Here is a 14126-nt window from a genome sequence, read left to right on the forward strand (position 1 = left end):
CAGTCGGCCGGCGGTGGCTTCGGTCACCCGGCGGTGCCGTCCGCGCCGGGTGTCGGTGTTCCTTCCGGTCCGCCGCCCGGGGCGGCGGGCTCCAACCAGCGGGTGAGGTCCCCGCCGAGATCGGTGATCCAGATGTCGCGCCGTGCGCCGTGGCACCCCCGCCACTTCTTGCTCTTCTCGTAGCCGAGGCCGTAGTCGATCAGCCGGACCCCCTCGGTCTGCGCGACGCGGACGGGGGAGTAGAACATCGCGTCGAAGTACGTCCTGCGCGACGCCGGGTTCGCGTAGTCGAAGCCGCACCAGAACACGTGCCACTGCTCGCCGTACGCGATGAAGAGGCTGAAGGCCACCACGTCGCCGCCGGCCGTGGTGCAGTGGAACAGCCTGAGGCGGTCCGCGGGGAAGAGCGTGAGCAGCCGCTCCAGCCTCGCCCGCTCCACGTCCCGCCCGCTGTACCCGCCGTACTTGGCCACGAGGTTCATCCGCAGCCGTATCTCCACCTCCCCGAGCCCGGCCGCGTCGGCACGTGTGGTGCTCACCCCGGCGCGCGCCAGGTCGCGCAGGTCCCAGCGGACCTTCTGGCGGCTGGTCTTCCGCAGCCCCGCGACGTAGTCGTCGAAGCCTCCGGCCGGCACGTCGAGGACGGACCGCACGGTGCCGCTCCACCGGTGCCAGGCCGGGTCGGCGTCCAGCGCCCTGGGCAGCGCGGAACCGGCCGCGTAGAGCACGGCCGCGCAGACCGCGCCGGCCCGGCGCGCCCACCGGGTGATTTCGGCGAGGAGGCCGCGGGCCGCTTCCCGCGCGGACGGCACCCCGGTGACCACGTCGCAGTCGTAGCCGGGTTGCACGATCGCGAGGAAGGGGAAGAGGGCGGCCCGCTCCGGGACCCGGGTGGGCGGCCTGACCTGGTCGGGGAAGACGGGAGGGTCCCGCCACAGCAGGTCGTGGATGTTGAACGACTCGTAGCAGTCGGGGTCGTCGACGAGGTATCCCGTGGTCGCGGCGACGGTGACGCCGTCCTGTACGAGCCGGAAGAAGTAGCCGCGGCCTGGCGGCCGGTCGCCCATCATCTTCAGCCACGCGGGCGAGGTGAGGAAGGTGCGGTCGGGCCACCGGTCCGGAAGCTCCTCGTCGACCACGAGAACCGGGGCGTGGGTGCGGACGGCTGCCGTCTCCTGTTGTTTCACCGTTTCTCCCACCGGACAGGGCACTTTCCGCTCAGCGGCCCGCCGTCGATCTCGGGGAAATACTGTTTCCATTTCTCTGCCGTGGAGCCCTGGCCATCACCGGCGTCCGCGAGCAGGGGGACGTCCTCGTACGCGGCGAGGCTGCGCCGGATACGTTTCTTCGCCGCGCGTCCGGCCGCCGTCGAACCGCTGATGGACGCGAAGACGCTTCTGCACTGCACGCCGATCACCAGGCATTCGCCGAGCGTCCGGCTGCGGCGCGGACCGTAGGCGGGACAGGTACCGAAGGTGAAGAGCGGTTCTCCCGCGAAGGTGAATTCCCACTTCGGGTCCCGAGGGTCGTCCGGCACGTGGGCGGGCCAGGGGCCGGGGTCGCGCTCATGAAGCGCGGAGAGTATGTGCCAGAACCGGTCGCGGTACCACGAGAAATCCCCGTCCGCCTCGGGCGGCCCGGCCATGATGAGCAGCGAAAGACGCTCTTGTGGAAGTGCGCGCTGCATCCCGACGAACGTCCCGAGATCACGCGCCACGGCCTCCGCCTCGCTCGCTGAATTCCGGCGCAGATCCCAGTGGGTGTAGTGGTTGGCGGCCCTGTTCTCGCCGATCGACCCGAAGTGGCAGGGGTACGGGGTGGGGTGGCCGCCGAGGAGGGTCCCGCGTACCCGCTGCCGCTCTTCGAGGGCCCATGACGGGGTGCCGCTCGGGGCGGCTTCCTCCCCGCCGGCCCACAGGCGCCCCGTCGCCGTCTCAGACATGTGCGGCGGGCTCCGTGCCGGAGGAGGTGAGCGGGTGGGCGCCGGTCGGGGGCGCGCCACCGGGGGGCGTGTCCGCGGCAGGGGTGTCCACAGCGGGTGCGTCCGCGGCCGGCGCGGACTCCCGCTGGGCCTCCGGGCGGGTGAGGGGCGGGAAGTGCTGGCAGGTCGTGAGCACGGCGCGGGACCAGGGGTCGACCGTGATGCCGTGGCCCTCCAGCGTCCGCCACAGCCTGGCCGTGTCCAGCGGCGGCTCGTCCGGAGTGAAGGACGCGGTGAGTGCCCGCCTGAGCAGGAGATCGGCGGCCCCGTCCAGGCTCTCCGCCATCCGCGTGACGAACTCGCCGCTCAGCGGGGCCCCGTCGAGCGCGGCCAGGTGCCGGGCCAGGGGGGCGGCCTCGGCCTGCGGCAGGAGCTCCCACAGGTGCGCCACGAGGCCCCGCCTGAGCTGGTCCCGCACCTGGAGGAAGCCCCGGTTCTCCGCGGTGCCGGGCGGGCTGTCGAGGAGGCGGGCGAGCTGCCGCGCCCCAGGGGTGGCCAGGCGGTCGGGGGCGTCGGGCAGCTCGCCGGAGCCCAGGTTGTTCCAGTCCCTGACGAAGAAGGTCCTCCAGTCGAGTTCGGCCTCCTCGGGGCTGTCCGAGACGTGCAGGAGGCCCAGGATCGTGTTGACGGCGCCCAACCGGAGCCGGAGCGAGGTGGGGGAGGCCTTCTCCAGCGCACCGGACCCCTTGAGCTCCGTGAAGTGCCGGTGGATACCGGGTGAGCCTCGCAGGAGGAGTGCAAGGGACGGGCCGAGACCGTAGAGAGCGTCGATGGCGCGGTACCGGTAGGTGCCGAAATATATTCGGTTCCGGGCGAGGTCGTCGTAGATGACGTCGAGAAGCATACTGCCCGGTTGCACGACCCGGGCCGCGATTTCCTCACAACCGGAACTCAATACTTCGTTTACGACCCGGCGGCCCACGCCGCGAATGAAGGAGTCCGGGCTCACCACCACCACTACGCTGCGGGACCAGTCCACGGTCTTTCACACCCTTTCACGCCTGTGTGCGGGGCTTGCAATAGCGCGTGTTCTGCTGGCCGGTGCTGCTTACACGTGCAGTCGAGGACGTGCGCAGGGCCCGCGTCGAATGCGGGCCGGTGTTACGGGAAAGCGGCATGGGGTGCCGCCGTGTGGCACCTCGCATAGCCGTCGAGTAGCGCGTGGAGGAATGTGGCGCTTGTCCTCTGGCGGTGCCGGGATCATTTCGCCCTATCGGCATCCACTCTGCGGTGGATGCGTCACATGCGTTACGTACCGAGCAAAACTAAGGAGAGAGATCCGGTTGGTCAATGGGATCGGTAAGCGGGGGAAGTGAGTCAGGCCACCCTGTCTCACGGGCGCTTTCCGTCGAGTTTGCCCGGCATTATCCCGGTGTCAACTGGAGGTACATCAGCCGGCAAGCTGCGATCGGGTGTGAGCTTCAGGCCATATGTCCATGGATGAGCACCCCTGGGTGGGTGGGCAGTTGACGGCTGAATATGTGTCATCGAGATCTTGCAGCCGGATCAGTGGGGGGCTATGCCGACGTGTGGGCGATTTGATGCTTTCGCTCCATGGCGTTAACGGGGCCGTGCGTTGCGGCGGGCATGCCTGCGCCTGCGGGGCTACATCCGAGGTGGCGGAGGGTCCGGAGCCCGTCGCGGCAGGTCGCCGGGGTGCCGGGGCGGGGTGCGGATCCGGACAGCTCCTGGGGTGGCCGGATCGAGTGGGTGCCGCGCGGTGAGGTGTGATCGCGGAGGCGTCGGGACCCCGCCCCCGCCCGCGTCCGCTCGGTGATCGGCACGAGCCCGGCCGGCCGGCGGGCCTGGCGGGCGGTCACGAGCCGCCCGGCATCCGGCTGCTGGGCCGGCGCTCACCCGCGCGCCTGCCGGAGCCCGGCCCGCGCACTCGTCCACGGGCGTGCCGTCGGCTTCCCGGGGGCCCGCCTCCGTCCGCGCCTCCGAAAGCTACCGCGTCACGGGCTTCCTCGCCCGGTCGGTCTCGTCCTGCACCAGCAGGGAGAGCAGGGCGGCCACGGAGAGCCCCGCTTCGGCCGGGTGGCGCAGCAGCTTGCCCGGCTCGATGCGGTAGATGTTCGTGCGCCCCTCGCGGGTGTGCGAGAGGTAACCGTCCTGCTCCAGATCGGAGATGATCCGCTGGACGGCGCGCTCCGTCAGCCGGCAGTGGGCGGCGATATCCCGGATCCGGGCGTTCGGATCGTCGGCGATCGCCGCCAGCACGCGTGCGTGGCTGGTGATGAACGTCCATCCGCTGTGTGGCTCGGGCACTGCAACCATGCGCCGCATTTTACCGGAGCGGTGTTGCCGGAACCTAGATACGTGACATACTTGTCGTGGTTTATCTGACGTGTTTCCGCAGAGGTCATAAGCCATAGGAGGACGACGTGTCCTTGGACGAGGCCGTCTTGCCCCGGCCGCGAAACGACGCCGGCGGAAGCCGCGAGCACTCGGGCGACCGGGCCGGCGGGCGCGCGCCGGCTCCGAGCTCCGTGCTCCAGTACGCATGGCAGGGCGCCTGGGTCGTCGTCGCGTACGGCGCGTACGACATGGATTCGATCGCATCCCTGGAGGAAGCGCTGGTCGCGGCGGCCAAGAGGAACCCCAAGGTGGTCGTGGACGCCTCCGGTGTCACCTTCGCCGACTCGTCGTTCCTGAATCTGCTGATCCGCGTCCACAGGGCGACCACCCTGCGCGTGGCCGCCCCCGGGCCGCAGCTGTCGCGGCTGTTCGAGATCACGGGAACCGGCGCCGTCCTCGGAGTACGGGCGACCGTGGAGGACGCCGCCGCCTCCTGAGAGCGCCGTCCCGCTGCCGGGATCTCCTTCCCCCGGCTGCCGGGTCCTTCTTCCCCTGCAGCCCGGGGGCCCCTGCCGCCGGGGGCCTTCCCTCCGCCACCGGTGGCTTCTCGTCTGCCGCCCGGGGCGAGGTCCCCCGCGGCACCCTCCGCGGGCGGCTGACGCCGGCGGAGGGACATGTCCGTGGCCGTGATCGACCGGCCGCGATCCCTTTCCCTGACCTGTGTCGCCCCGCTGCCGCGGGCGCCGACGCACCCGACGCGCCCGCGTGCCGTGGCGTCGAACCCGACAGGAGGAAAAGCGGCATGGACGTCCGCCGCAGAAACAACGTGACGGTCACCGGTCGCGTCGACGGACCGGTGGTCATGCTGGCCCACGGCTTCGGCTGCGACCAGCACATGTGGCGCCTGGCCGTGCCCGCGTTGGCCGAGCGGTACCGCGTGGTGCTGCTGGACTACGTCGGATCCGGTGGCTCGGATCCCTCGGCGTGGGACCCGGAGCGGTACGCGTCGCTGCACGGCTACGCGCAGGACGTGCTCGACGTCTGTGCCGAACTGGACCTCGAACGCGTGGTGTTCGTGGGCCACTCGGTCAGCTCCATGGTCGGCGTGCTGGCCGCGCAGGCGGCGCCGGAGCGGATCGGGGCGCTGGTGATGGTGTGTCCCTCGCCCTGCTACGTCGACGACGACGGGTACCGCGGCGGGTTCAGCGCGCAGGACATCGACGAGCTGCTGGCCTCGCTGGAGGCCAACTACCTGGGCTGGTCGTCCGCCATGGCCCCGGTGATCATGGGCAACCCCGAGCGGCCGCAGCTGGGCCGGGAGCTGGCGAACAGCTTCTGCGCGACCGACCCCGACGCCGCCCGCGTCTTCGCCCGCACCACGTTCCTGTCCGACAGCCGCAAGGAGCTGGCGAGCGTGACGGTGCCGACGCTGGTGCTGGAGTGCTCCGAGGACGTGATCGCACCGCGTGAGGTCGGCGCCTACGTGCACGCCGCGATCCCCTCCTCCCGCCTGGTCACGCTGGACGCAACCGGGCACTGCCCGCAGTTGAGCGCCCCGGGGGCCACGGTCGACGCGATCCTCGACTTCCTGGACGGACTGCTGTGATGAGCCGCGTGAGCGAGGAGCCGGAGCCGTCCGGTGTCGGCGACGGCGCGGGCACGGACGAGGCGTTCACCGCGCTGCTGGAGGACAGCGTCGAGGAACTGTACGAGGCGGCCCCCTGCGGCTACCTCTCCACGATGATGGACGGCACCGTCGTCAAGATGAACGGCACGCTGCTGGGCTGGCTCGGCCTGCGGCGCGAGGCCGTGGTGGGGCGTCTGCACTTCACCGACCTGCTCACGATGGGCGGGAAGATCCACCACGAGACGCACTTCGCGCCCCTGCTGCGGATGCGGGGGGAACTGTCCGGCATCGTCCTGGAGATGAGGACGGCGCTGGGCGACCTGTTGCCGGTGCTGGTCTCCTCCATGATCAAGTACGGCACCGAAGGCGACCCGCTGCTGATCCGCACCACCGTCTTCGACGCCTCCGACCGCCGCACCTACGAAGAGGAACTGGTGCGCCGCCGCCAGGACGCCGATCACGCGCGCGCCGAGGCAGAGCATGCACGTGCCGAGGCCGAGCGCGCACGTGCCGAGGCCGAGCGGGCGCGCGCCGAGGCCGAGCGGGCCTTCGCGGAGGCGGAGGAGGCCCGGCGGCAGGCCGAGGCCCACGAGTCCCAGCTGGTGGAGGCGCTGGACGTACTGCAGCAGTCCCTCGTGCCGGCCTCGCTGCCGGTCGTGCCCGGACTGGAGACGGCCGCCTACTACCACACCGCCGCCGCCCACCGGCTCGGCGGCGACTTCTACGACCTCTTCCCCATCGACGGCAAACGCTGGGGCTTCTTCCTCGGCGACGTGTGCGGCAAGGGGCCCCAGGCCGCCTCCCTCACCTCGCTGACGCGCTACACCCTGCGCACCGCGGCCCTCCACGACCCCGAGCCCGCCGCGGCCCTGACGACGTTGAACACCGTCCTGTACGAGCGGTACGCCACCGGTGACGACCCCCGTTACTGCACGTGCGTCTTCGGCACCGTCGAACCGTGCGCCGAACCCGCGGGCGCCACCGTCCGGCTGGCCTCCGGCGGGCACCCTCCCGCCCTCGTCCTGCGTGCCGACGGGCGGGCCGACTTCCTGCCCACGCCCGACGGGTTGCTCATCGGCGTCCTGCCCGCGGCGCCGATCGGATCCGCACGGATCACCCTGGCCCCCGGCGAGACGATCCTGCTCTACACCGACGGCCTCACCGAGGCCCGCACCCGACCGGGCCGAGGCGGCCTGTACGGCGAGGACGCCCTGCGCGCCTTCGTCGCCGGCCGGGCCCCCGCCACGCCCCGGGAGACGGTCGCCGCACTGACCACCCTGCTCGCCGGTTTCGGCGGCGGCCTCACCGACGACGCCGCCCTGCTCGCCCTCGGGGTCCCCTCCGGAACGGTGACAAAAAAACGTCAAGAGTGATCGCATCTGGCGTTATCTCCGGCATAACCGGAGCGAAAATGCATGTACTGGTGGACGAGGCGCTGGACTGGGGAGGGCAGTGTGCCGCTGGTTCCCGATGACGGCCGCATGGGCCCGCAGACCGGTGTGCCATCCGCCGGTGGTGTGTGAGGTCCCTGCTCTCGACGCTTCCCAAGGAAGGTTCACACGTGAGACGTACCCGTGCTGCCGTGACCGTCGCGGCCGCCGTTCTGACGCCGGCGCTCCTGCTCGCCACGCCCGCCTTCGCCGCCGGCCCCTCCGGGGGCCCGTCCGCCTCGGTGGTGGCGACGACGGACCCCGGCGGCTCGACCACGCCGGTGGACGACATGTCCGACGACGACGTCCGGATCGCGATCCTGCGCATCATCGGCGACCCCAGCACGGGCAAGGCCGTCTACGCCGCCGCTCAGGCGGCCATGGACGGCACCATCGAGGACCAGCGCTACTTCCTGGAGACGGGCCGCTGGACAGCCCAGGTCGAGGACGACCGCGTCGCCGTCTTCCACATCCTCTACGTCGCCCAGCAGAACGACGACAAGGCGGTCATCGCGGCGGCGAACGAGGTCCTGGACGAGGACACCCCTGACGCCCTGCGTGCCTTCCTGGAGACCGGCTACCGCAAGGCGCAGGCCGAGGACGACAGCGTCGCCATCTTCCGCATCCTCTACCTCGCGCAGCAGAACAACGACAAGGCGGTCATCAGGGAGGCCGACAAGGCCCTGAGCGACGGCTCGCCCGAGGCCCTGCGCGCCTTCCGGGAGACCGGCTACCGCCTCGCCCAGGCCGAGGACGACAGCGTCGCCATCTTCCGCATGCTCGCCGACCCCACCATCAGCGACGCGCTCCGCGCGGCCGCGGTGAAGGCCCTGAACGACGGCTCGCCCGATGCGTTGCGGTACTTCCTGGAGCACGGCCAGTACGAGGTGGACTGACCCCCGTCCTCGGCGCGGGGCCGGTGCCGTCCTCCGTCCTCACGGGGACGGCACCGGCCCCGCGCCGCCGTTCAGCGGTGTCCGTCGGACCGCTCCTCGGGGCAGGGCGCCTGTCTCCCCGGGCAGGGCCGTCAAGCCGGTGTGGCAGCCGTCCTACCGGGGCGCCTGGGGCACCCCGCCCAGCCGGACGAGCTTCGACTCGCCGGGGTTGGCCGGCTCCCCGCAGTGCACGCACACGTTGACGGTGTGCAGTTCGGCCCCGCAGGAGTGTTCCCAGGCGGTGGGCGCGGGGCCCTCGGTGACGTACGTGTCACCCCACTGCATCAGCTCGTGCAGGATCGGCGCGAGCGCGCGGCCGGCCTCGGTCAGGACGTACTCGTAGCGCGGCGGGTGCTCCTCGTACTGCTCCTTGGCCAGCACGCCGCGGTCGACCAGTTTGCGCAGCCGGGTCGCGAGGATGTCCCTGCTCGCTCCCGTGTTGGCCGCGATCTGGGCGAAGCGCCGCTGGCCGAGCAGCACCTCGCGCAGCGCGAGCAGGCTCCACCGCTCGCCGATCACATCCAGCGCGTTGGCGATCGAGCAGGGCCTGGCAGCCATGGGCACCTCCTGGTCTTGTTTTCCAACTTAGCACGTGGAATGGTGGGTTTGAATTCACAACTCACCAGGAGGAGTCGTGTCCGAGCTGCCCCGCAAGATCGCCCGGCACCCGTCCGTGCAGAAGGTGCTCGCGCGAGGGAAGCAGCCGCCGCCGGGCGTGATCGACGCGACGTGGCTGCGCGAGCTGTGCCTGAGGGCCGGCGCCGACGACGTCGCGGCCGTCCCGCTCGACCATCCGGACCTGGCCGGTGAGCTGGGGTACGTGCGCGAGGCCCTGCCGGCGACCCGCAGCCTGATCTCGCTGGTGGTGCGCATGAACCGGGACAACGTACGCTCCCCGGCGCGCAGCATCGCCAACCAGGAGTTCCACCGCAGCGGCGAGATCATCAACGAGGCGGCCCGTGACATCACCCGGGCCCTCCAGGACATGGGCCACAGCGCCGTCAACCCCTCGGCCACGTTCCCGATGGAGATGGACCGCTATCCGGGCCGCATCTGGGTGGTGGCGCACAAGACGGTCGCGGTGGCCGCGGGGCTCGGCGCCATGGGCATCCACCGCAACGTCATCCACCCGCGCTTCGGCAACTTCGTCCTGCTCGCCACGCTCCTCGTCGACGCGGAGGTCAGCGAGTACGGCCGGGCACTCGACTACAACCCCTGCCTGGAGTGCAAACTGTGCGTCGCCGCGTGCCCGGTCGGCGCCATCGGCAAGGACGGCTCGTTCGACCCGGCCGCGTGTTCCACGCACAACTACCGCGAGTTCATGGGCGGATTCACCGACTGGGTCGAGACGGTGGCCGACAGCGAGGACGGTGCCGACTTCCGGTCCCGGGTCACCGACTCGGAGAACGCCTCGATGTGGCAGAGCCTGTCGTTCAAGGCGAACTACAAGGCCGCGTACTGCATGGCGGTCTGCCCGGCGGGTGAGGACGTCCTCGCCCCGTATCTGGAGGACCGCAAGGGGTTCATGGACACCGTCCTGCGCCCCCTCCAGGACAAGGAGGAGACCGTCTACGTCACCGCGGACTCCCCCGCGAAGGAGTACGTCGAACGCCGCTTTCCCCGGAAGACGGCGAAAGTGGTGAGCGACTGGCGGGCGAAAGGCTGAGGCCTCTGCCCGGGACGGCCCCTGCGGGCTCCCGGAGGCCGGTGCCGTCGTCGACCGACCGGGGCGCCGGCCACCTCGGAGCGCTTTCCGCATGCGCTCCCGACCCCCGCCCGCCTGCACCCTGGCCGCGGCGGTCGCGACGCTCGTACTGGCCGGCGGGTGCGGCTCCGCCGCCGGCTGGACCGGTGCGTCGTTCCGCGGCGAGGGCCTGGGGATGTCCGCCACGTACGACCCCGCGACCTTCACCCCGGAACGGGCCGGCCGCGCGGTACGGGCCGGGGTCGCGGCGGTGCTGGGGGGATCTCACCGGCATGGTGGTCTGGCTGGACCAGGGCCGCTCCGGCGGATCACAACCGGAGTCGCCTAGGCGACTCCGGTTCCCCTGCCGCAGTACCGGTGCGTGCCGTGGTGCCCGTGCTTCAGGCACACCTGGATGTGCACGGTCGTCCCGTCCTTGACGTTGGGGAGGACGGTCTTCTTGCAGGTGCCCAGCTCGGCCCCGTTGGCGTCCTCCGCGGTCCTGGAGTGCGAGGTCCCGCCGGCCTTCCACGTCGCCTTGGCCCAGGCGCGCAAGCCGTCCGCCTGCTTGTCACACGCGCCCAGGACCTCGGGATTGTCGCTGTCCCGCCCGTTCGCATCGCCCCAGAAGGCGCCGGTGGCGCCGATCGCGCCGCTGTCCCTGGTCTTGACGGACACCGTCCTGCTGGGGTCGCGCCCGGCCGCCGTCGCCGGGGACATCAGGCCGATGGTGAGGCCCCCGGCGGCGACAACGGCTCCGACTGCCGTGAGAATGCGCATGGCTTTCTCCCAAGAGGTTGCGGATCGCTACACACCGGATGGTTTCAGCCAGACCTCATCACTTCAGCCGACTTCACCGGCCCTTTTCATCCCAGGCACCCGCCCCTGACCTCGTGAGCCCGGACCTCTCGTGAGCCCGGTGCGTCCGCTGAGACGGAGAGCGGCAGATCAGCGCAGCTCAGGCGACCCTCTCCCCGCCGCGGCGACCCGCCCCCGCACCGGCCAGCGCCGCCATGGCGAGGGCCAGGCGGCGGCCCTGGTAGCGGGCGGCGCCGGCGACGCTCTGCTCGGGCGGGTCGATGCCGGGGTGGTGGAGCGTGCCGTACGGGTTGCCGCCGGCGGCGTTCACCACGGGGTCGGTGTAGCCCGGGGCCACGACGACCCCCTCCCACTCGTGCATCGCCGTGTACGCGGACAGCAGCGTGGACTCGCCGCCCGCGTGCGCGTTCAGGGTCGTGCCGAACGCCGTCACCGCCTTGCCCTGGTAGCCGGAAGGAGGCAGCTCGCCCTGCGTCCTCTCGATGAAGGCGGACAGGCTGGAGGGGAGCACGCCATGGCGGGCCCGCACCCCCCAGGCGATGCCGTCCGCCCACGCCACGTCGGCCGGCGTGATCTCGGTACCGTCCACGTGCCGGAGCCTGGTCTCGGCGCCCTCCTCGGTGGCGCCGGCGGCCAGCGCGTCCGCCATCGCCCGGAGCCTGTCGTCGCCCGACTGGAAGGCGACCAGCAGGCGCCGGCCGCCGGCGGGAACTAGGCTCGACCGCTCGGCCGGCGGGGCCGAGCCCTCCTCCAGCGGACCTGACCGCTCGGCCCGGTGCGGGCGGAGGTGGCGCACGCGGGCGGCCAGATCGCAGATCCGCGCGCCGAGGGAGCGCGCCATCGCCTCCGCCGCCGGGCTGATCTTGCCTTGCGGGTCGGCGCGCACCGACAGGCCGTAGGGGTTGCCGCCGGTCTCGTGCCAGTAGTCGTCGGCGGAGCCCTCCGGAGGACCGGCGGACGTGACCAGCGCTCCCCAGTGGTACATGATCCGGTGCAGGCTGAGGAGGGTGCCCTCCTGGCCGCCGTTGAGGCTCGTCGAGCTGGTCACGCCCGAGACCACGAGGTTGGCCAGCCTGCCGGACTTCCACAGCCCGGACGGCCCGGTGGTGTCCATGAACTCCTTGAGGGGCGCGGACACGTTGCCGTAGTGCGTCGGCGTGCCCCACACCACGGCGTCCGCCCACACGAGGTCGTCCAGGTGCGCGAGGTCCGCACCCGGACGGTCGGCCTCCGCCAGGACGCTGCGCAGCCTGACGTTCGCGCCCGCGCTCTCGGCGCCGGACGCCACCTCCGCCGCGAGCGAGCGCACGGTGCCCTTGCGGGAGTGGTAGACGACCGCGACGTTCGGCGCGGTCAGGTCCCGGTCGCCGATGGGACGACCGCTGAGGGGACGACCGCTCATGAGGTGATGATCTCCACGTCCTCGGCGGCGCGCTCGGCCACCGCGTCGATGTCGGCGTCGAGGGGCGCGTCGACGATCACCGAGACCGACCGTTCGCCGGAGTCGACGATCGGGCCGAGCCGGTCACCCGGCACGCGGGGCGTCATCACGGCGCAGCAGCGGGGCGCGGCGCCGGGCTCGGCGGGGGGAAGCTCGGGCCATCGTTCGTCGGAGGTCGTCCAGCTCACCTCGGCCCCCTTGCTGCGGATGTCGACCAGGGTGCCGTGCGGGTGGTCGAGGAAGAGGTGGCGGACCCGGCGGCGGGCCTCGGGGTAGCTGGTCGGCCTGCCCAGGGCGAGGTCCACGAGCCGTTCCTCGACGGAGCCTCCGGTGGCCAGTCCCCACAGCGCGGAGATGCCGTCGCCCGGGATGCGGAACGCCACCTCCATGAGCACCACCCGGTCCTCGGTGACGCGGTACTCGGCGTGCGCGATGCCGTCGCGGAAGCCGAGCCGCCGCAGCACCTCGGCGTGCACCCGGGACAGCTCGGCGAAGTGCCCGGGGGCCGGCTCGGGGGCCGGCACGGTGTGCCGCATCTCCGTGAACGTCGGCCCGCCCGTCTCGTTGGTGAGCTTCTCGGTGATGCCCGACCAGATCGGCTCGCCGCCCTGCACCAGGCTCTCCACCGAGTACTCGGGACCGGACACCCGCTCCTCGACCAGCAGCGTCTCGTGCTCGGGGTAGCCCGCCACCGCGCCGGCGACCTCGTCGACGGAGTCCAGTGCGCGTACGCCGGAACTGCTCATCCGGCTCACCGGCTTCAGCACGACGGGGCCCGGCCAGGCGTCCGCGGACAGGTCCAGGCCGTCCCGGTCACCGGGGTGGATCGCCTGCCACCTCGGCGAGAGGTCGGGCAGCGCGGTGCGCTGGAACATCTTGTTGCGGCTGACCGCGGCGGCCGGCCAGCCCGACCCCGGCAGGCCGAGCAGGTGGGCCAGCACGCCGGCCGCCTCGACGTAGTACTCGCCGCAGGACAGCACCCCTTGGACGTCGTAGCGCCGCAGCACGGGCTGGACCCCGGCGATGGTGCTGGCCGGCGACGGGTCCGCGACCGGGCAGAGGTCGCCGAGCGCGGACAGCGGATGGCCGGGGTCCGCCATCAGCTCGCGCAACCGTTTCTCGTCCCCGCCCTGCGTGAACAGCAGGACCGGGGTCACTCCCGACTCCTTGGCGTACTCCACCAGCCGGAGGTTGCGGATGATCATCTTGAGCGAGGTCATGATGACGAGGGCAGGCTGCCGCACCGTGGTCACGTCTCCTTCTCCGGCTCTGAGAGCGAGGCGGCGAGCCGGCCACCGTTGTGATGTTGGCCGTTCTGGCCGGCGGTGCCGGGTCCGGCGCCGTCCTGGCCGCGGGCATGGCCCCGGCCGCCCGGGGCGATGATCTCACTGCGCCTGGCGACGACGACCGCGCCGGCCGGGACGTCGTCCATGACGAACGCCTTCGCGCCGATCCGGGCGTCGTTGCCGACCCGGAGCGGGCCCAGCAGCACCGAGTTCGCACCGATCACTACCCGCGATCCGATCTCGGGATGCCGCCGCTGGCCCGGCGGCCGCAGGTTGTCGCGCCGCCACCCGAGCGCGCCGAGCGTCACCTGGTGGTACAGCGTGACGTCGTCGCCGATCACAGCCGTCTCGCCGATCACCGTGCCGCAGCCGTGGTCGATGAAGAGCCGCCTGCCGATCCGCGCACCGGGATGGATCTCGATGCCGTGGGAGAGCCACCGGCCGGCCAGGAAGATGAGCCGGGCGAGCAGCCGGTGGTCGGCGCGGTACGCCCGGTGCGAGACGCGGTGCGCCCACAGCGCGATGAGGTGCGGCGACAGGATCGCCTCGGCCGTGGACGTGACGGCGGGATCGCGCTCGACGACCACCGCGATGTCCTCGCGGATCCGCGCGAGGCTCTTCATGG

The 14126-nt window shown here is 71.8% G+C and carries 15 protein-coding genes; 6 read left to right on the plus strand and 9 right to left on the minus strand.

Annotated elements, in window-relative coordinates:
* Nucleotides 1-23: 23 nt before the first annotated feature.
* The 4 genes from Sm713_RS13375 to Sm713_RS13390 all read right to left on the minus strand — a co-directional run bounded on the left by Sm713_RS13375 (nt 24) and on the right by Sm713_RS13390 (nt 4258).
* Entirely contained in the window at nt 24-1187 is a 1164-nt protein-coding gene (locus Sm713_RS13375; protein ID WP_212909860.1) for a GNAT family N-acetyltransferase, read from the minus strand.
* Nucleotides 1184-1942: a YqcI/YcgG family protein gene (locus Sm713_RS13380; protein WP_212909861.1), complete on the minus strand. Its 759-nt coding sequence runs from the start codon at nt 1940-1942 to the stop codon at nt 1184-1186. The genes Sm713_RS13375 and Sm713_RS13380 overlap by 4 nt, the downstream gene beginning before the upstream one ends.
* Nucleotides 1935-2960: a nucleoside-diphosphate kinase gene (locus Sm713_RS13385; protein ID WP_212909862.1), complete on the minus strand. Its 1026-nt coding sequence runs from the start codon at nt 2958-2960 to the stop codon at nt 1935-1937. The genes Sm713_RS13380 and Sm713_RS13385 overlap by 8 nt, the downstream gene beginning before the upstream one ends.
* A gap of 968 nt (nt 2961-3928) precedes the next feature.
* Complete coding sequence (locus Sm713_RS13390; protein ID WP_212909863.1) at nt 3929-4258, minus strand: helix-turn-helix domain-containing protein; 330 nt, start codon at nt 4256-4258, stop codon at nt 3929-3931.
* Nucleotides 4259-4365: 107 nt separating this feature from the next.
* On the opposite strand from Sm713_RS13390, the gene Sm713_RS13395 reads away from it, so the two are divergent.
* From Sm713_RS13395 to Sm713_RS13410, 4 genes are all read left to right on the plus strand, one after another.
* A complete protein-coding gene (locus Sm713_RS13395; RefSeq protein ID WP_374195980.1) occupies nt 4366-4776 on the plus strand; it encodes an STAS domain-containing protein in 411 nt (136 codons plus the stop codon).
* A 305-nt stretch (nt 4777-5081) separates the two neighbouring features.
* Nucleotides 5082-5885 (plus strand): alpha/beta fold hydrolase, encoded by an 804-nt coding sequence (locus Sm713_RS13400; protein ID WP_212909864.1) that lies wholly within the window; start codon nt 5082-5084, stop codon nt 5883-5885.
* Nucleotides 5885-7279 (plus strand): PP2C family protein-serine/threonine phosphatase, encoded by a 1395-nt coding sequence (locus Sm713_RS13405; RefSeq protein WP_212909865.1) that lies wholly within the window; start codon nt 5885-5887, stop codon nt 7277-7279. Before Sm713_RS13400 ends, Sm713_RS13405 begins: the two co-directional genes overlap by 1 nt.
* Before the next feature lie 188 nt (nt 7280-7467).
* Entirely contained in the window at nt 7468-8232 is a 765-nt protein-coding gene (locus Sm713_RS13410; RefSeq protein WP_212909866.1) for an ALF repeat-containing protein, read from the plus strand.
* Nucleotides 8233-8385: 153 nt separating this feature from the next.
* Here Sm713_RS13410 and Sm713_RS13415 read toward each other — a convergent pair whose 3' ends face one another.
* Nucleotides 8386-8829, minus strand: coding sequence for a helix-turn-helix domain-containing protein (locus Sm713_RS13415; RefSeq protein WP_212909867.1), 444 nt, complete (start codon nt 8827-8829; stop codon nt 8386-8388).
* Between the two features lie 76 nt (nt 8830-8905).
* Here Sm713_RS13415 and Sm713_RS13420 point away from each other — a divergent pair, with 76 nt between their 5' ends.
* Both Sm713_RS13420 and Sm713_RS13425 read left to right on the plus strand, forming a co-directional pair.
* Nucleotides 8906-9937 (plus strand): epoxyqueuosine reductase, encoded by a 1032-nt coding sequence (locus Sm713_RS13420; RefSeq protein ID WP_249416267.1) that lies wholly within the window; start codon nt 8906-8908, stop codon nt 9935-9937.
* 91 nt (nt 9938-10028) lie between these two features.
* The gene (locus Sm713_RS13425) at nt 10029-10304 is read left to right on the plus strand and encodes a hypothetical protein (protein ID WP_212912240.1); all 276 of its coding nucleotides are present in this window, start codon (nt 10029-10031) and stop codon (nt 10302-10304) included.
* On the opposite strand, the gene Sm713_RS13430 is transcribed toward Sm713_RS13425, so the two are convergent.
* From Sm713_RS13430 to epsC, 4 genes are all read right to left on the minus strand, one after another.
* Nucleotides 10301-10735: a hypothetical protein gene (locus Sm713_RS13430; protein ID WP_212909868.1), complete on the minus strand. Its 435-nt coding sequence runs from the start codon at nt 10733-10735 to the stop codon at nt 10301-10303. The genes Sm713_RS13425 and Sm713_RS13430 overlap by 4 nt on opposite strands.
* Nucleotides 10736-10913: 178 nt before the next feature.
* Nucleotides 10914-12176: a flavodoxin family protein gene (locus Sm713_RS13435; RefSeq protein ID WP_212909869.1), complete on the minus strand. Its 1263-nt coding sequence runs from the start codon at nt 12174-12176 to the stop codon at nt 10914-10916.
* Nucleotides 12173-13468: an ATP-grasp domain-containing protein gene (locus Sm713_RS13440; protein ID WP_212909870.1), complete on the minus strand. Its 1296-nt coding sequence runs from the start codon at nt 13466-13468 to the stop codon at nt 12173-12175. Before Sm713_RS13440 ends, Sm713_RS13435 begins: the two co-directional genes overlap by 4 nt.
* Nucleotides 13465-14124, minus strand: a complete 660-nt coding sequence (epsC, locus tag Sm713_RS13445) for a serine O-acetyltransferase EpsC (protein WP_212909871.1) — start codon at nt 14122-14124, stop codon at nt 13465-13467. Before epsC ends, Sm713_RS13440 begins: the two co-directional genes overlap by 4 nt.
* Nucleotides 14125-14126: the final 2 nt, after the last annotated feature.

Origin of the sequence: Streptomyces sp. TS71-3, assembly GCF_018327685.1 — a bacterium.
Lineage (GTDB): Bacteria > Actinomycetota > Actinomycetes > Streptomycetales > Streptomycetaceae > Streptomyces.